This window comes from Ruegeria sp. CE12 (genome assembly GCF_056537525.1).
Genome location: NZ_JBQFRS010000013.1, coordinates 86,906 through 106,151 on the forward strand (window position 1 = coordinate 86,906; position 19,246 = coordinate 106,151).

Here is a 19,246-nt window from a genome sequence, read left to right on the forward strand (position 1 = left end):
TGCAACAGAACTTAGTAACACAGGCTGACGCCCTATGATAAGTGGGGTGCTCAATCATGCGTTAAGGCATCACTCGTCGATGATCACTGGAATTGGATTGGATATGCCAATCATGCGGGCTTGGATTTCCGGCAAGGAAAGCAGGCGGTCCGGTGAGGTTGCTGAGCCAAGGTCAAGCTCTTGCTTGTGATTGCCAAAAAGCCAATCGAAATCGACGGGTTGCGAGTTGTTAACGTTGCCGGTTTTGGCGGAATGTAAGAGTGATATATCTGTCCACAACGGGTCGTTAAGTTCCATCGAACTCTCGAGCGATACATGGATCTCGTTAGTTGAATCCTCTTCTGCCATATCTAACTTGCTATAGCGCATGGGGCCGTCCGAATAGGCAGGCAGTGCCGATCCGTCGGTCACAAGTATGAGAGTCATGTGGTGGACGGCTTCAGTGATTGTGAGTTCATAACTTTGCGTGACACGTGGGCTTGTTTCCGAAACCGTCACGTTAAGAGTTACTTTCTCGCCTGCGGAAACAGCTCTGTTGCAGGCACGTAGGTCGAACCGTAGGATGCTCGGCTTTACTCTGCTTTTGCCCTTGCTGGAGAAAATATCGAAACGTGCTGTCAGGAATTGTCTGAAGTTGTCGTTCAAATCGGAGCCACCAGCAACAAGGATTTCGGCCCGAGTTTCTATCTCGGCTAAATTGATGGTGGCACCCTCTACGTCGAAATCGTCTGGCAGGCGAATGCTACCTTCAGGGTCGAGAAGATGCGCCGACTGGAATAGATCAAAGGGACGCCCGATGGATTTACTAGGTTGCCTAAGGAGCGCAGCCTGCAAGCGCCGCACGTTTAAAGGATATGGGCGTGCGCAAACCGTACTGTTGATGCGGCGGACCTTTTCACGATCACTTAGTGTCATGACCCTTCCGGCTTGGTCTTTGGGTACTCGAGCGGTCAGATCGTCCACCAGGACGCGCGGGTTTTCACTTTCGCCCGATTCGACTGAGAGGAATTCGGACAGGTTGCGGTTTGTGCGGACCCATTCGACAAACGTCGATTGCGAGGCACGGGCTGGTGTGACTGGTTCAGGAGTGCGGTCTGGAGCGGTCAGGGTCAGATCGCGGCTTGCCTTGTAGACGGTTCGAGCAACGAGTTGAGCCGAGTCCATCTCACCCAACTTAGAAAGGTTGGGATCAAGAGGGGTTGCGAGGACACTGACCGCGTGTCGGCCTTCGCCAAGGAACTGGTGCAGCAGAGAAGGTTTTTCTTTTTTGAGGTCAAGTTTGGCGAGAAGAACGTAGTCCTCACCGTTCGCGTCATACGCGGCCGCGCCGTTGATCAAAACCTCGACTTCTTCCTCTTGTTGTTTGCGATTGATCGACAGCACCGGAACTTTGTCCCCGTAGTCATTTAAAGTTGGCACAAGGTTTGTGTATCCTGCCTGAACTCCGTCAAGATCACACCACCATGTCGCTGGAAGGGCCGTGGGGGACCCTTCGTGGGTTTCGGGCCACCATGACCAAGCCGGATCGGCGAAACGCTGAAGGATGACACCGGCGAAGTTCTCTTCCAGATCGTCCCGGTCTTCGGGCAGGTCATAATGGAGCAGGAACTGCGTATTCGAGAAAGCAGGGGATCTGGTAGTCGCGCGTTCAAAATGCAAGCCGATTGGGCCTTCCACGCGCAAACGGCAATTGCGAGAGGCTTCGTCCGAGACGCCGTAGTAACTTAGCCTGGGGTCAGGTCCGATTTCGCGGCGTAGATCTAGCAAGCCAAGCGCATCATTGTCGCCTTTCTTGAAGCCATATTTATGAACTGTCTCGAAGGTTGCGACAACCCTATCTGCAAGCCCCAACTGGTCGAGCGGCCTTTCGGACAGTACGCACACTAATGGTGGTGGGGTAGCGGGTTTCCCGCCGGAGTTCTCTACGATATTGACCGTTGGCAAGCAGGCGCGTGTCTGAGGACGGGTCAGTTTAGCACGAGACAAGTCTGCCAAAACCGCTACCCGGGTGTGCCACTTGTCCTTGTCTTCGAAGCCCCAGGTTTTTACCGATGATCTGGCGTTCGAAACGACACCGCGGTAGCGGCTATGAGCGCGGAACCGGTGGCGGAACCAAGTCGCAGATGGGCTTTGCCATTGATACCGGCCGAGGTTTGAGGGAGTGGAAAGAGGGTTCAGACGATAGCGTTTGTGCTCGGCATCTTCATTCGACCGTCCCAAATAAACGTCGGCTTCATATTCCGTTACACCGGCCTTTCCCGTCATGTTGACGGTTTGGTGGAATGGATCGATCAGGTGATCGCGCGGACGGATGTTGCGGTATGTCGGGCGACCATTGAACCTGCATTGCTGAGTAGTAACATCAATTTGGCCGTATACTCTCCATTGGCTGTCGCTCGGAGCGATAAATTCAAGCGCGTATGACCGCGACTGCCCCTCGGGTCGGACATTGAATACGGGTTCGGACGGCAACGTAAAGTCATCTTTCTGATTTGTGTGTTTGACGCTTTCGATCAGTAGGCTGGTGCCGGGCATTAGGATTTCTGCATCTTTGGTCGCCAGTTTCGAACTGGTGATTTCTTTTTTAATAATGTCCATCGAGCCCTCTGCACCTTCGATCAAACTCTCCTTAATTACCGGCATGGCGCGCAGTCTCGCTACGACACCCGCTGGAACGTTCAGTGTTATCTTTCGATTAGGTTTGTCGAATACAATGTTGTTGTCCTTGCCTGTGTGCTCGACGGTGATGAAGGCCCTACGGTGAATTAGGTTGATAAGGGCTTCACAGGCTTTCTCAGCATCCGAAAACTCGGTTTTTGCGTCTAGCTTGTTTACTTCAAGAACCGCGATCTCGATCTTTGACCAATCGTAGGGCGTCATTGAAAAAGTGTCATGCCCTGGAACCAGTGATGCCCCGTCAAGCGCGTCCGATTGTTCGAGTGTTACGCGAATACTCGAGATTGCGGGGTCCGGCATTTTCTGGAACAGGGTGGCTAAGGCTTCCTTGCGCAATTCGAGTATGCCTTTTGCCTTGCGCAGGGCTTGCAAGAGTTCGTTACCCTTTCCAGGTACTTTGATGGCTTCTTCCGCCAGATCAGAATTTGACATCCAGCATTCGAAGTCGGCGAAACCGACGCCCGGTGGTATGATCCGCGATGCCATGTCCTTGGTGACCGCTTCGGTCCAGCCGTTGCCGCTGGCGACTAGGGCAATAGGCTCCTGGTCGGACCGGCCAGCTGCCTCGCGGTCTCGCCCGGGATCTGAGAACGAAACCATACCGGGGGTATTGGTCGAGATAGTGACACGAACCCAATAGCTTCCCGGAGTTTTGCAAGCCTCAGGAACGACAAAAACAACTCTTCCGTTCTTGGGGTTGGCTTTAGCTTGGAAACTGTCCTCGTGACGATTGTGAATGCCGGGGATGAATTCGGCGTGAAGTTCAATGTCGTCATCTGTAGAGTGAACGTCTACCAACGTAAGTCCATCGCCCTTATTCCAAACTGGCCCGAGGTCATCGGCACTGCGAAATAGGTCGGCGGCTGTCGAATACCCGCCTGAACTGCTGACGCTTATGCGGGGGTAGTCGCGGGCGAGGGGAAATACGTTTTCGGGGATTGCACCAAGCTGATTTTGCCCCGGCGCATTGACAAACTCCATTTGCGAGATCGCCGTTCGTCTGTGATATCGGTGCCAGAATGTGTCCGTGTCTGTTTTGACTGCTTCAATGCCGGTTTCCTTTGGATCCCAGGCATGCGACCCGCGCATGAACTTGGGCAATGCTGCTGAATTCGGCAGCCAGAATCCGCGAGCCGCATAATCAAAGCCGTAGACAAGTTGGGGCGCGGGTTTCGGATCAATAGGCTCGTCCGGAAAAGACGCATAATCCGTTTCGTACGGTGGCGTCATCCACTTCCGTAAATTTTTGTTGGATTCGGTCTCGATTGACCCGCCCCGCGCCGGATCTGCAGGGCTAACATCGTTCAGCGGCAAACCTTCGTAATTAATAAACATCTCAGCTTCGCCTCCTTGAAGGGCTGGCAAGGCAGGGAAGACGCTGAAGGCACTAAGCATTTTTGAGGCCTTGGGTTGCCAGATGGACGCAAGGCTGACGATAGATGTGGCTACGGTTTCATTCTTGTTTTTGCGGGCGTCGATCACAACGCCATAGCCCACGATTTTTTCGCTGATTTGATCTACGAGCTTTGGATCAAGCCCAGCCCCGATGCGGATGGGCAGGGGTTGAGGCGACGGGTCTGGGCGAAATGTGTCGCCGCAGGTGCGAGTCTGAACTAGGGCATGCGCCGCTGTATCGAAGCTGGTCGAAAGTTTGGCTTCCAACAAACCGTGTAATTCCTTCATTACAGCGGGTTTGCGCAGTTTTTCCCGCAGCGTCACGAAAGCGTGAGTTTCAGGCGCGACGACGCGTTCATAGAACCAGCCATGAGAAGAATCGGTCAGCGCGTCGGTAAACTTCTCAGCGGAGTCGGCGAAGGGTGTGTTGTCCGAGTAGGGGAAGGCTCTGTCCATAAGAAGCCGCGTGTACACCCGCCCGTTCTGTTGCCGGATGGCCATGGCAAAGTTAAAGTCGTTTTCGAGGAAACTTTGCACGCTCTGGAGCGCGATTAGTATCTGCCCGGCGTCGACGTTGGGGACAACTCCGGCCAGTTCTTCACCCATTGGTCCACAGGCATCTTTTAGAAGCGTGATGGTCATGGCTTCGAGTACGCCTTCGTCCTCAATCCAGGTGGCAATATCGGCCATTTCGCGAAGACCGGCTGCAAGTTGGAATTGAACTACCTCATCTGATATCGGCGGTTGGTGATCCACAAACAGCGACTGACACAGTGGCGTTCTTTCGGCCAAGCTTGATTGATCGTTTGCATTCAGCGTGTCTAGTGAACGAGTGAGAAAATCCCAAACCCGTTGGGTAGTTGCGGTTATCTCCAATTCCTGGCCGTTTTCGTCTTTTATGTAGAACTGGGACAAGACATCGCCTCCATCGGAGAGGTTTTTCAGGGCAATGCTCTCTAGTCTCTGGTGCAGTTTCTCATAAACATTCTGTCGGGCCTCTTCCTTCACATCAGAGGGAAGAGCGGAGACAACCCACTGAACTAATTGATCGCGCAATACAGAAGGGCGCTCCGGCGGATTCCACGCGAGCGCTATCATGAAGGGATCGATCTGAGCGTCCAGACAGGTTGTCAGGTAGTGCTTCGTTTCCTCTTCACCCCATGGTTTGCCGAAGGAATCTTTCCATGTTTCGACCATGTCTAAATCGAGGTCCAGCAGAGACGGTAGAACCCAAAGCTGACTGGAGCCCTCGCTGGTGATCTGGTTTCGCAACCGGCTGAAAATCGTGGCACTAGTGTCTGATTCTATCCAACCCTCCGGAGAAAAGATCGTTCTGCCGGCATTTTTTCCATCTGGAGCGGAATAGGGCTTGAGCATCGGGGTGACGCATGTTTTTTTGGCACCTGGGGTGTCGACGGGCCAATGATGAATCATGAGTTCGTCATTGCCAAGGGGAGTGCCGCTGAACACGTAGGTCGAGGCGTCAACTGCTTCAAACGGGACCAAGAAAAGCTGATCTGAGCTGCCAACCTCCTGATTTATTTTGACTAGCGACACAAGCCCATGTGCCTGTGGCACAGGAGCCAGCCAGTTCATCGCGGCTCGCTGGAGGTCGAAGGCTCCGGTCTGGCTTGCCTCGATGGTAGCCACCTGCCCTGGCGCACCCGCGTCCATCTGTGCCTTCCAGAACATGTCGTTGGTGAAAGCATCCGGATGGAATTTCTTTAACGCCTTTCGCCGCGCCTCGAACCAGTCGAAAAGGTTTTTCAGCATGCCGTTGGGCCGGTCGGGTACAACCGGTTTGTTGTCCACAGGTTCCAGTATGACCTCGTCGCCGTCCATGCGAACGAATTTGACAAGAACGAAATTCTTGTCTGGTAGTGTAGCCAGGAAATCCTCGTGCATTTGTTTTGCGAGGCCTGTTTCGACGGAATTGTGCACCTTGAGCGAGAGGCCGACTCCAAAGATTCCGGTGTTGTCCGCGATACCGTGATACTCGGTAGGTTCCGCTACCGCTGATACATGGATCGCACTTTTGGCAGCGTTCCTGAAAGCCTCGAGAGCTTTCATCTGAGACTCTGTCAATTCGGGATTGTCCGTGAAATCTTTCATAGTGATTTCCTCGCCTTATCAAGCGCTTCTGCCTTTTTTAGGATATCCCGGTACTTACCTCCAAGTTCGGTGTTCGAAGTGCGCGTGGTAGTGCTTTGTCCGTCGCGCAGCTTGTAGGTGACTTGGGTGCTGTATTTGAGTTTGAACCAACGCGAGATCTTCACCTCGACTGACAGGCCGCCGCGCCCGTCCATCTGACCGCTGTCGTGATAGCTGATCGCGAGGGTTAAACCGAGATAGATACTAACCATACCCCACAGCGAGACATTGCCAGCGACGACAACCACAAGCGATACGGTCAGGCCGGTGCCTCCGTTGCCATCGTCATAGCCGATACGCTTCTGGTAGCGCAGAGTAACGCTGATCGAGATGAAGACACCGCCGGCCACTGGGCCAAAAGCAAAGGCCAACGACGCCGATCCGCCAGCTCCGGCTTCTACTGCGACCATCAGGCGGTTTTTGAGTGGCTCATACTCGGTATCGACCTGAATATAGCCAGTTCCGCCAATAATGAAGATCGAGAACAGGAACGGTAGATCCTGTCTCGACAGGTTAAACCGGTTCGAAAGCACAAAATCGGGATAGGCAATCAACGAGAACCTGTTGGAAATTGCGAGGTTTTGCACTCCGGACGTACCGTACATCAACGACATCGGAGGCATCGAGAATTCGTGCTCAAGCCCGATGGGGATGCCATTCTGCTTGATGAACTGCATGCCACCAAACTCGTCCCCGAAGATGCTTCCCAACGTGTCTTGAATAAATTTGAAGGTCGGGTTCAGCTTGATCTTTTTAGCGTCAAACTCAATATTCAGTCCGGTTTCGCCTGTATAGGTCAGCGCCACATCCTGCAAAGTGACCATAACCTGACCCCCTACCACAGCTTCGATATTGGTGGCGATCGTGGCCTTGTCGGTGGCTTCTACCGCATTGGTATCCTTGCTGGCCTCCATTCGGACGAATCCGTCAAAGATCGTGTCGCGGAAATAGAGGGTGAATGGCCCGAGGGAAAACAGCGCTCGTCGACCAGGCACCGGGGCAGTTACGTCCATCTGAACCCAAGCGCGCACGGCTTTCTTGTCGAAATCGTGAGTCAGCTTGACGTATTTGCCTAGATCTTCTGCCGAGCCCAGGTCAGGCTTGATCGCATCAAGGTTAATGCCACCAAACCACTTCATGATATCGCCACCGTCAAACCCCCTCAGAGCGTCGGTGTCGAGCTTGAACTCGTCGCCCAACTCGTTAAACGGGAGGTCGATCCCAAGCGCGCGTAAGGCATCGCCCAACTGGTCAAACATCGCCTTGGCTGCGGAACTTTTAACAACCTTCTCGACCTCATCAAACGTGGTTTGGATGCGATCCATATTCGCCTTGAGTTCAGCGATTTCCGGGGCCTGCGTGACGGCAGCGTAAAGTTTGAGTGCGTTGTTGGGTGCCGAGGAAATGCCGCCTTTGCCAAGATTGTTGAGGTTCGCAAGAGCCCGATCGGCATAGGCACGAGCGAGTTCCTCGCCGTCGCCGACTTGATTTACGAGGTTCGAGATTGAACGGTCGAATGCGTTGATCTTGTCCTTCAGCTCATTCAGTGTCGCAGTGCCGTCGCGGTATTTCTCTGCCCACTCCTTTGCATCTTCCCAAAGATCTTGGATCTCTTCCGTATTGACCTGGTTTTCCAGTTCGTCCAGAACGCCTTGGCCTGTATGCTTCCAGATAGAGTTTCCAGCGTCATTTAATTCTAAGCAAGCTGTTTTGGCGGCCATAACAACGGAGGCCAATTCGCCTTCTGTCCGATCTAGGAGCTCGATTGCCGTGACGGACACGTTTAGGGACGCCGCTTCGAGTTCAGGAATGATCTTTTCGATCCATTTTTTTGGCGTGGGATTGTCGAAAAGCGACTTTAGTGGGTTGAGAACAGCGCGTATTGAAGGTTTGAGGATATCGTCTACCAGCGCTTTATTTAGGCTGTCAGCAAGATTGTTAGCTTGAGTTATGATCTGTTCCTGTACAGACTCGAGGAAACCATCGCAACGGGCCAGACCGTCATCGGCAATACGCTCGACGTTGTGAAGAACCAAGGTGAGTTCAGTGCGACTTTCGGCAACCATATCGTCGAACAACTGACCAACTGGTGAGACAGCCGTGACTTGAAAACCTGTAAAATAGCCATAAGCGCTGTCAATTAGCGAGGTTCTGAACTTGTCGAGTTCTTTTTGAAGGTCGCTGTCCAAACCTTGCGCGATCAGGTCAATTTCGCGGTGGATAAGTGCTACTTGTCTGGTCAGGGAGCGGCCAACCTCAATTGATTTACGGTCGACGTTGTCCAGAGTACGGCCAATCTTGTTGACTGTTTCGTCGAATTTTTTATCTGAGTATTCGACGAACCTTCCTTTCAGGATTCTGATCTGTTCTATTCGCCCGTCAACACTGTCGATCACATTTAAAAGGCGGTCCCGGATGTCTTTGACAAGGTCGGCTTTTTTGGTTTTGCCCTTGTTGCGCAGCCTGTCTTCAAAGCCGGTAAGCTTGGCGGCCAGTTTATCGTCATTGAATTTTTTTCGGGCGTCAATCAATTGTCGTTCCGCACCGTTGACGCGGGTTCGAACCTGTTTATAGGCCACTTCTAACTGATTATTGTCTTGCCGGCCCGCTGCAGTTGCATCCAACCCACCCTTGAGAGCGCGGTTTACCTGAAAGGTTAAATTCCGTGCCATCTGGTCTGTTTCCCCGGCAAGCCGCTGGCGAACCTCTTCGACGGCAGCCTGAGCCTCGCGGTGAGCACCGTTGATCTGGTCGTTCATCGCCTGTCGGGCATTTCTTAGGCGGGTCGCCGACCACGGCTTATCCCGGTCATACTGCGCTGACCATTCGTCCAGCCGTTTGCGCGCGCCATCAAACGCCGCTTCGGCGTCCTCGTGCCAGTCGCGCACAACTTCACGGGTTTTCTCGATCGAGCGGACAAGGTCGCCGACCTCGGCACGTCCCTTGTCGATGATACTGCCAGTTCTTTTGGCCAGAGCCGCCTCGGCCATTTTAATAACGTCGATGTAGGCTGGGACGTCGGTGTTTTGGGCGACTCTAATAGCATTGATTTCCGCGCGGAATAGCGCCATCGCCGATTCAATCTGCTGCGAAATTAACAGGCGTTTCGACGAAAGCCGCGCCTGGTAATCCGCTGCCATTGCTGCACAGTCGACACCTTCGACTAGAGTTATGAGATTTTCGATTTCTATTTTGGCGTTGGCGACTTTGCCGACCAAGTTGTGACCGCCAAAGTGTTTAAACGCGTCCTTGGCCAGTGCTTCCGGGTTCTTTTTTTTCAGCTCGTTCAGGAGAGTTTGGCCCTGAGCAGGACCTTTGGGTAGATCTGAAATAGCCTTTTTTAGATCCTCCCACCCGGGCGGTGTCGCGCTAGGCCGGTTCAGATAGGCTGATCCAGGAAGAACGATATTGACCGGATTCTCGCGGGTTTGCAAAAGGGATTTCAGATTGTCACTGCTCAGAGCTTCGGAGCCAATGTAACCCATCTGCATTGACGAAGCACCGGACTGATTGCGCATGAAGGTGATGGATTCGACGCCGCCAAAGATGGGTTTGTCACCGTAGCCTTCGTTCAGAACGGATTTGCGGGCACCGGGCGCCAGCCGCCACGTAAACCGGCGCAGGCCGGGCAGCATGCGCGGGGCAGGGGGGCGGCGAGGCAGGTCTTTTTCTTTCTTTCCTGCATCGACCGTTCTTTCCCGGTGCACCTCGTCGACCACTTTTGCGACCACCCCGGCGGGGAATACCGCGCTGAAGTCCTGTCCCGCACGGGCAGGCCAGCGATCGGTATCAACGCGTCCGTCTGCGGGCGGTTCGGTCTGGGCGTCTGTCCAGAAGTAGAGGTTGTCTACATCTAGACACTCCTGAACGCAGAGGGGCATCTCTTCGGCACCTTCCCCCGAAGTGACAAATGCGACGTCAGGAAATGGATAGACTTGGGGGCGCGCTTTGGATTCGCCTATGTTCCAAAGCGGAATTTCCCAGCCAACATTTCTCTCATCGACAACGATGTCTTTGCCCCAGTCGCTGTTGACGTGGATGATGCGAGAATTGAACCTGACCTCGCGCAGCATACCTGGCCCCGTTGCGCTGTCCCTCGGGAAATCGGGATATCGGCGGATGGGTTCCAGTATATCGACAAACTCTTCGACTTTTCGCAAAACAGGCCGTTCCGAACGGCTTTTAGCATTGTCGGGGTCGGAGGGGGTGAATTGGGCCGAAGGGGCCGTGGTGCGGTTGTAGATCACCACATGTTTAGCCCGGTGCCAAAACACCGACACACGGCCCGTTATTTCGACACGCAATTTTTGCAGCATGCCATTGCGAGTCTCGGTGATGATCTTGACCGCGCCGGAAAGGAATTCGACCACTTGATCGCCACTGCCGCCATGCGGAGAAATAGCGAACCCTTCAATTGTGCCGCCGAGGGCTACAGGATTTTCCAAGAGCTTCAAGAGCCATGCTTTGGATTCAAGCGGCCAGACGACACCTCCAGCCAAGCCATGGTCGGACAGTCGGGGTCCGGATGGCTTGTCTTTTTTGTGATCGGCCAACTCAACTGCTGTTAATGGAACTGGCGGGCTGATCAATCCGGTGTTGCGCAGCGCGAAGTTTAATCCCTTGTCAAACCGAGCCGGAACAAAGGGATTGGCCCGTCGGGCGTCGATCTCGAAGGCCTCAAGGCGTTCGGTCCGACGCCGCGCTGCCTTTCGGACACGCGCCCATCGGTTGAGGACATCTTTGGTTTCGTCAGTGGCAATGGTGGTTTCCACCGAGACCATGTTTCCGGTAAGCGCTGAAATTTCGGCGATGCGAGGGCCCGGTACGGCTGTATTGGGAGGGGGGACCTGCAGGCCAAACGTCATCGGATAGGCCAACTCTCCGCGCAGGGCGGCCAGTGAGACACCTGGGCCGAAATCGCCCTTTCCACGGAACAGCGCGCGAGCATTAAACTCGGGCTGGACGTAGTTTCGCGACAGGTCCGTCGGTTTGATCCAAAGATCGGTTGCGGGCGAGTAGCGCATGTCGACGGCGTAGCGCCAGGACGGGTCTGCCGGGTTAGCAGGGGGAGAAGGGTTTGGCGGGACCGGCGGCGTTGTTTCGCCCTTTTTTGAGGCAGGGGCGTCGTGGATTTCCATCTGCCCTGGCTTGTCGGCGGCGTCAGTGGTGACTGCCGGCGGGTAGGTAAAACGGTAGAGCTCCGAGGTTTTCTTGAAAAGCCACGTACGCTGGTCGCTGTCCCACTCTGCCACGTCGGCATTTCTAGCGTCGCCTGATTGCGACAATGGCAAGCGCGAGAAGCGGAACACTGAAAAGGGTTCTTGTTCCAGTACTGTATATACAGCCCGGTCGGCACTACCGATGGCGTTTTCGGTCAGGCGGACGGACAAAAGGTGGTCTTGATCATCTCGCACCCGTTCTGTGACTTGCATGATGAACCGGATTTGCTCGTCACTCCCGGCATTTTGACGCCGTTCATCCACCAGAAGAGCAGTTTGTCGGGTAATCCGATCGCCGTGTGGAACGTCCACAGTGACCGGCAGAACCCGGTTGAGTGTAATCAGCAGGTTTAATTCTACATCCAGATGGGGCTCGCCTTTTGTCGGCTGGGTTGTCCGCGCCCGTCGTCGCATGCGGAGGAATGAGACATCGGGCTCACTGTTTTCCGCCAACAACCGCCTGCCGGTTCCGGTCAGTTCCAGCGACCCAAGCTGCCCTTTCAACCGGGGGGGGGCTGGGTTGGAATCTTTGTACGAGTCTTCAATCCGGAACGAAACTGCCACGTCCTCGAGTCCCTTTGGAATGCTGGGGTCGTGAACCAATTGGAGATCAAATTTGGCATCGGTGGGGGGGGCGGTCTGGAAGCTATTGAAACTGGCTTTCACGGACAGTTTCGGGGCCAGCTCTTCCCATGCCCAGTTGATTCTACCCCCTTTTTCGTGTGGCGGGATGGTGATCCCGGTTGGTAATGCGTGGTTTTTCTGTGTCAGGTTGATGCCGCCTTTGGGGCTGAAGCTGCCCTCCGGTTTGAAATAGGCGGCTAGTGCAAGACGTTTTTTTTCGCTGCCTTTTTCAGGCAGATCTATATCTGGAATTAGGCTATGCGGTTGGCTGCGAGTTTGGATCAGACCCTCGCGGGTTTTCTCCATTATGCGAAGCGCGTCAATCAGGCCGCCGCCCTTTAGGCTTTCGAGATCAAAATCGTCTGGTGTCCTAAACCACTCATCCCATTTCAAGCGGACCTCGAATTCTGGTTTTAATCTGTCCTCTTCTGAGTTTGATTTATTCTCAGGGTCGATCATGAGCTTAAGCAGATCGATATCTGAGACATCGATTTTCATCTCGGTTTCGGTCAGGATTTTTTCGTCACGTGCAACCTCGGCGCCCAATTGACGGGACAGATCAAGCCCCTTTCCCTTGGTCTCGACAACTCGACGACAAATGGCTGAGAAACGGAACCCTTCATCCGTAACAGTTGAGCGGAATTCAACATTGTGGTTATTTGCGTCGGTCGTAGGTGCCGGTCTGATGCTGAATCCGAGTGCTTTGAAAAGCGAATCCGTTGCGACAGGAATCAGATTGCCGTCGGAGTCTTTATATTTGAGCGCATAACCGTAGGGTTTTGCACCTGAAGAGCGAACTCCGAAGTCGTCTAGTCGAAAATTACTTGAGTGAGTTTGCGGTGAATAGTCGCCTTTTAACCCGGTGACGAATGAATCTGGTTTGAACACGCGGTCATTACTGATTGAGGAACCATAATCGGTAATGTGTTTGAGCTTCAGCGCAACCGTGTGTAGGTCCTCGCCTCTTTGTTTCAAAGGAAGCGGAGTGGGCAACCTGACAATGATCGCAATTTTGTTGTTTGTTAGCTCCGAAACAACGGCGAGGCCCGAAGGGTCATTGGCAAAATCATTGCAGAGATAACGGCGCGGAGCGGAGTGGTCTTTCGGGATTGTTTCGATTCCAACGGCCCCAGTGAAACTTAGGTCGTGACATTTTTTGCCACTAGGCTTGTCGACCCAGAATGCGACGGATTTTCCCGCCTTTGTATTGACCAGGTTCTTTCTCAGATCGTATCCTGGGATATAGGGGTTGTGATTTGTGTCCGGCACGCGTTCCGGATCTTTGGCCGCGTCGTGAATTGAGTCGGCAATCTTCGTCCAGCGCAAAAAGGCTAAGAACCTTTTATTACCATCCCGCTGCGCATGGAAAACGTCGATAATACCGGCACCTAGAGCAAGCGACGGTCCGCCGTCCTCTGCTTCGAAAGTAAAATTACCGAACAGACGATAGCTTCTAATGATGGTCATGGCGGCGTCTCCCTGTTCGGTCTGGCTCCCTTTTCCCAAAAGGGCGGGGTGGTTTGGTCGAAAAGGCAGGGAACCGCCAGTTTCGGTAATTTCCCGCCGGGCGAAATGCGCCCAACGGCGGTGCGGTCACGTCTTCTTTACGGAAACGTGGACATGATCTCGGGCCTCGTACCAAACCCAGTCAAATCCAGCATTGACAGCAAGCCGCGCGAGACGACCGTACTTGTCCTGATCCTTGTCGGATGTGGTGATATCGGCAGCGCGTCCTTCGTAATGCAGAGACTCAGCGGAGTGCTCCTCGCCGCCGTCCCAAGCCTCTGTGACGCGCAGTTTGACGCTGGGCCATTCGTCGTGGACCAAAATGGCGAGCGCGTTCAGCTTTTCTTCAAGGCGTTCCGACATGCGCCGGTCCGACCCATCGCCCTCTTCGTCCTTGAACTCGATCTTGGGGTTGTTGTTGACCTTCAGCGCTTTGTATTCGGCCGAGCCTTTTTTGATCTTTGCAGTGATCGCGCCACAGGTTGCAACCTCACTTGCATTTGGCACCTTGTCCCCGACGGACAGATCGTCCGATTTCGGTGAGAACCGCAGCTCAGCGTTCGGATCGACGCCAAAGAAGGCTGCTACGGCAGCCGCCGCCAGACCCAGCCAGCTACGGCCCATATCGGTGAGGGTTGAGTTTCCTTCGGGATACTCCAAAACGCCGAAATAGAAAGTAGCGACTCCTATAAGAAGCCATGCAATCATGTAGGCGGCCATAATGATGTTGAACAATTGGGCCCGGGCGTCTGACATCTGGGTCGGCGCAATCATCTTTGTAAGGTTGCCCGGCCGGGCCAGGCCCAGCACGGCAATGACGATCCCGGAAACCAAACCGCCGACAGTGGTTAGCAACAGTCGTTTGCCATCGGAGATCGTAACACCGCCATCCGGGCACTTCGTGAGCCCGGTTCCTGTATCCTCGGCCGAGCATGCAGATTTAACGTCACTGATAATATCCCACACCACCCAGCAATACCCGAGCAGAAGGATGATCGCGATTGCGCCGATGAAAAGCCACTTAAATTGTCGGTTCAAAAGTAGTGTCCCCAGAATTTTTTAGCGGTGGAGCACCTAGAAAGCAGGCGATAAGTGCAATTGATGCAATCTGAAAGCGCTCACGAAAACTAGCCAAACAGTATAGACGTTTATCTTCAAAGTTCTTGTTGGGATGACCATAAAACACGTCAACCTTCCCCCCAAAGATTGAGTAAAAAATCAAAGTTTTGTCAATCATTTTCGATTCCGTCGCGGCGGATCGGCCCAGGGAGCTATGGATCAAAGGATGTTATTTGGCTTTTCCATGCATGGATGCAGATCATTGGAATGGTAAATTAGTGTCTGAAAAATATGCAGAAAATTGGGTGTTTCGCCAGCGAGCATACCACCTAATGCTTGAGGGAATTGAATCTCGTTACCCCACAAAAAGCTTAATGGAGACTAATTTGCTCGAAAACACTCCAATTTCCTTGTGTTGATTCGCGCTGTTCGAAATATTAGTTGCAGTTTTGTCTTTAAACCCAAAGCTGAAAAAAAAGATCCCCAGCGGCAGCTTGGGCTGAAATAGCGGGAGTCCGTGTGAAAATAGCCTGACCACTGAACGCATCACATGTTACGTCTACGATATAAACAAGAGTCCCGGACTTGCCCGCACTTTGCTGTTGGTGGAAGAAAATGTCTCCCTCGATCTTCCAACAATCTTTTATGAGTGGCAGAAACTCACGATATGCGTCTGGCCAGGAAGGTTCATTTGTCACGGGCATCAGCAATATTCGTCCAGAAATGCCGCGAATAGAAAAGTATCATTATGCAGCGTCGTCTATTTCCGTAATAATACGCAATCCTGCAAGTGAACCAAATTGAACCGACTGTGGGACCCTGTTGGACTATATTAGCAAAACCCTGTCTTGGAAAACTTCGAATGATCCCTCACTTAATCGCTCGGACCAAGACAACAGAACCAGCACTAGACAAGGTTCAGAATCGACCGATGGACGACCGGTGCGGCTGTAAAAAATCTGAGAAGTTCGCTCGAATGCTGCTCAGATCAACAAAGCAATCAATCGGCCTAAGGAGATCATTGTCTGGAACATGATCTTCCAGTGAAAACTCGCAAAACAATGCGGCCTGTGCTTCTCGTCTTGATGCCAACATCGTTAGTCCTTCCCTATAGGGTGAATTGATTCAGCGACTTCCCAAGTGATCAAGGACAAGTATCTCAGCAAAATACGGCACTTCTATGCTGGATCGACCGAACCAGGATGTTCGATTCCGTCTAAGAAACTGCGGTCAGATGACGAAGATTGACGTCATCTAGAAGTCTCAAGCCAATAAGGGCCGAAGGTCTGTTTTCTGCCTGGTGCCTCTGTTTGATCAATTTAGTGACAGATCACACCAATATCTCTGAGTTCCACGCAGTGCGGAAAATTATTCAACCTACCTTGCCGCTATAGCAATCTGAGGCAAGACAACATTTGCAACTTGGCCGCAGGTAAAAACACTTTTTGAGGTGTCGCCGGTCGAGAAATCGATCGGCGACCCTGTGTAACCCGTACGCCGGGGTTCGGCGCCTTTTTTGCAATTCACCGAAACTGTTTCGACATTTGACGCCAAAAGCGTTTCTCGCCTTCCGTATTTTGCATGGAGATAGCCTCCGACTCACAGAAAAATCGTAGCTGGGATTTAAAGTGACTTGATAATCCTTCAGATGCAGATTTGACCAATGCAAATTCGGACGTTGTTATTTCAATAGGGTCAGTCCAACCGAACCCGTCGATGATACTGCGGAATGGTGCGACCGTCAGAAGTACATTTGCGATCACCTGCATTTCGGCCATATCGGCCTGAATCTGTCGTAGCTCATCGAGCTTAGCCTGAGTTCTTGGCGTCAGATGGAATGTTGGCATGTTTTCACCCTCGATCCAGTGGAATTTTACCAGGCGTACACTCTGCATAACCTTCAGGCGCAGAGCGACCAGAGGGCTTGAAGACGTGTTCGTACCAATTCAACCAAGCCTCATTCACCATACATGTTTCTTCGACGTACTGTGAAATGCAAATTCCCTCCCCACCAGAGGCGCTCGGTTTGCTGGAAATGCAAACGGGTTCTTGCAAACAGTGCCCGTCCATTTGGATGTCCATACCTTCAAATGCCGCTGATACTTGGCGCGAGACATAATCTTTAAGGATAGTTTTGTTGGATTTCACCTTAAGGCCGTTGTATTGCCTTCCCCCTAATTCACCTCGAACGCGGTACTTCAGATCAGTCCCGCCGATTAGAATGAAATCGCTGGGAAGGGCGGGAGGTGTAGTGCACTGAATATTGAATTGAGGCCCTTCCAAGATCGCCAAAGGAGTATCATAGTACCTTTCGATCCGTACGTCGTACCTAGCACTGGAAACAGTTCTTTCCGGTACGAGTTTGACATATTTGGCTGGTTGAACTTCCGGCAAGTTGGGCTTGGTCAAGGGGGCCACTCCTTCCCGGTAGATTTTAGGCAGCATGAGCAACTGTAGGTCGGTTGAGGTGATCGCCTCGACATTACTGGCGCCGAGGCGTGCAAGGCCTTTTGCTGTCTGCTCAGACAATCGCTGCAGGTCCACTGACACCGGCACCCAGCCTTCGCCTTTGTCGGTCCAAGTAATACCGCGATCGGTGTGGTACTTGTTGTTCGCGTTACGGTTCGTCTCACCTTCGGCACCAGCATAGCTACCGCTTGTAGTAGTGTTGTCTTGACGTTCGATTTTTATGTTGTTTGCCGCGTTGAGAACTCGATTAACTGTCTGTTGATCCAGTGCATATTCCCCAATCACGTCTGCGAATAGGCTGGCGTTCTCAGTGCCCCAATTCCGAACTTCAGCAGTGACGGTCTCGGTTTGATCTTTGATCATCTTGACCATTTGGTCGAGGTGGTCAGTCGTCCAAGCCACCTTTGACGGGTGAGCGCCAATCGTTCCTTCGTCTGCTGATCGTGTATAACTATCAAAATAGGCTACCTCAAGGAACTGGGAAGCTGCGCGTTCAATTACATCACCTGAGACAACACGATGACGGGTATCAGTGTTTACAACTTCGGTTTGGCTGGAATCTCCAGTTGCACCTAGATCCACAAGATTCAGATTTAGCGATGCGCCATAGGTCTTAGAAGTAGTGCTGACAGAGCCGGTCTGTTTGCTGTTTATGAGTATGTCCTGGAAACTGCCCGAATTCCAAAACGCTCTATAGTTGACACTGAAGCTTGAGACAGACGTACGATCAAAGGGTGTCAGTACATAAGCCGCAATGTCATTTGTTTCTATTGCTCTCGTGAGTAAGTCACAGCTCTCTTTTATTTGGACTTTCCGTTCACTTAGCTGCGTTGGAAACGACACGGCACGGGAGCTAATGACACCACCTAGGATAGTTCTTGGCACTACTGGGTAGGAGAAGAGGATCTCAGCAGGTGTTTCTGCACTGTCAGTTTCAGCGCCTGCAACGATCATAAATGATCCGAATGGGTAAGGTTGCAGTTGCCCAAGCTTTACTGGTGAACCAGACTCAGCGAGGCCAAGTTCGTTGTTTAGCAGGTTGACGATTTCATTGTTTACATCTCGAGACGCGATCTCAAACTGCAAGGGCACTATGACATTCTCGTTTTCTGATCGGTCGTTACACTCTGTTGTCACCTGCGCCGCAAACTCTTCAAGGTTGTTAATCTTGAAGTAAGGCAGCACGTAGTAGCGCTTGCGAGGGTTGGAACTGTTCTGCACATCCCTAAACACAGCAATACTTTCGCCGCCAAGGCTGTCAGGATAAACCTGTGCTAAGAGTGAGATTGCAAGCGTCGTATCTGGGTTTTGAGTCGACTGCGCGTTGACCGGAATATTATCAAAACTCTTTAGTTTGATAGGGGGTATGGTCTCTTCAGCGATGGTCTCCTCGGCATGAACTGAGCATGCAATAAAACCAACGGATAAGATAGTGGAAAGCAGATATCTGGTCTTCATTGTTATGGTCACCTAAAAATTGTTCTGTTGCAAAACACTGACGATTTAAACTCGCTAGTGAGAACTAAATCCACATTTTTTTCAAAGCTTTGAGGTAAACACTAGTTTCCAGACTACTGTGTGCGTGAATCCCATTTGATTGAGTGCCGAGTCCTATCGGGATAGAGCGCACAGGCTCACCGCGTGATCCCTACCCAGTCTTAGAAAATGCGTTCTGCTGCGAATGCGATGCTAAAAGGCATCTACCAACAAGGGATGGCTCATATATTCATGCCGCTTTTCGGGCGTCCGTTGGGTGATGGTGATACATGAGTTTCGTGTGGACAGGTATCGATGACTTCAAACAGATCAATCAGCGTAAAACTTGTCCATGTGCTGATGCTGGCGAAAAACACAATCAAGCCTCAAATTTCTGTTGCAAGCCTTGGCCGTTTGGGCAAGTTTCAACCCAAACTTGATTTTAAAATCTCACATTCATGCAGCAGGCTAATAATTGATGCAATCAAAGTCTCTAATCTTGGCTGGGATACTCTGTACCTTAGCTGCGACTGCGCAGGCGCAATACCTTCTGGAAGATGGCTCCGAAGTTTCGGATCTTGAGATGTTTCAGGAGTGCGATGTTTGTCCTGAAATGATTGTTCTCCCGCTGGGTGAGTTCACCATGGGAGGTCCGCCGGGTGAGTCGCGGG

At 52.4% G+C, this 19,246-nt stretch carries 5 protein-coding genes and 1 pseudogene; all 6 read right to left on the reverse strand.

Annotated elements, in window-relative coordinates; translation table 11 throughout:
* Positions 1 to 69: 69 nt before the first annotated feature.
* Positions 70 to 6,183 (reverse strand): hypothetical protein, encoded by a 6,114-nt coding sequence (locus ACR0IO_RS21040; RefSeq protein WP_480744448.1) that lies wholly within the window; start codon positions 6,181 to 6,183, stop codon positions 70 to 72.
* On the reverse strand, positions 6,180 to 13,532 hold the full coding sequence (locus tag ACR0IO_RS21045; RefSeq protein WP_480744450.1) for a hypothetical protein: 7,353 nt from the start codon (positions 13,530 to 13,532) through the stop codon (positions 6,180 to 6,182). Before ACR0IO_RS21045 ends, ACR0IO_RS21040 begins: the two co-directional genes overlap by 4 nt.
* Before the next feature lie 126 nt (positions 13,533 to 13,658).
* Complete coding sequence (locus ACR0IO_RS21050) at positions 13,659 to 14,609, reverse strand: hypothetical protein (protein ID WP_480744452.1); 951 nt, start codon at positions 14,607 to 14,609, stop codon at positions 13,659 to 13,661.
* 908 nt (positions 14,610 to 15,517) lie between these two features.
* Positions 15,518 to 15,725 (reverse strand): annotated as a pseudogene (locus tag ACR0IO_RS21055) (transposase); the annotation flags it as partial.
* Between the two features lie 428 nt (positions 15,726 to 16,153).
* Positions 16,154 to 16,477 (reverse strand): hypothetical protein, encoded by a 324-nt coding sequence (locus tag ACR0IO_RS21060; RefSeq protein ID WP_480744454.1) that lies wholly within the window; start codon positions 16,475 to 16,477, stop codon positions 16,154 to 16,156.
* Between the two features lie 4 nt (positions 16,478 to 16,481).
* Positions 16,482 to 18,557: a hypothetical protein gene (locus ACR0IO_RS21065; protein WP_480744456.1), complete on the reverse strand. Its 2,076-nt coding sequence runs from the start codon at positions 18,555 to 18,557 to the stop codon at positions 16,482 to 16,484.
* Between the last annotated feature and the right edge of the window lie 689 nt (positions 18,558 to 19,246).

Coding starts and splice junctions, on each gene's coding strand:
- ACR0IO_RS21040 (WP_480744448.1), bottom strand. CDS start 6,183: ATGAAAGATTTCACGGACAATCCCGAATTGACAGAGTCTCAGATGAAA.
- ACR0IO_RS21065 (WP_480744456.1), bottom strand. CDS start 18,557: ATGAAGACCAGATATCTGCTTTCCACTATCTTATCCGTTGGTTTTATT.
- ACR0IO_RS21060 (WP_480744454.1), bottom strand. CDS start 16,477: ATGCCAACATTCCATCTGACGCCAAGAACTCAGGCTAAGCTCGATGAG.
- ACR0IO_RS21045 (WP_480744450.1), bottom strand. CDS start 13,532: ATGACCATCATTAGAAGCTATCGTCTGTTCGGTAATTTTACTTTCGAA.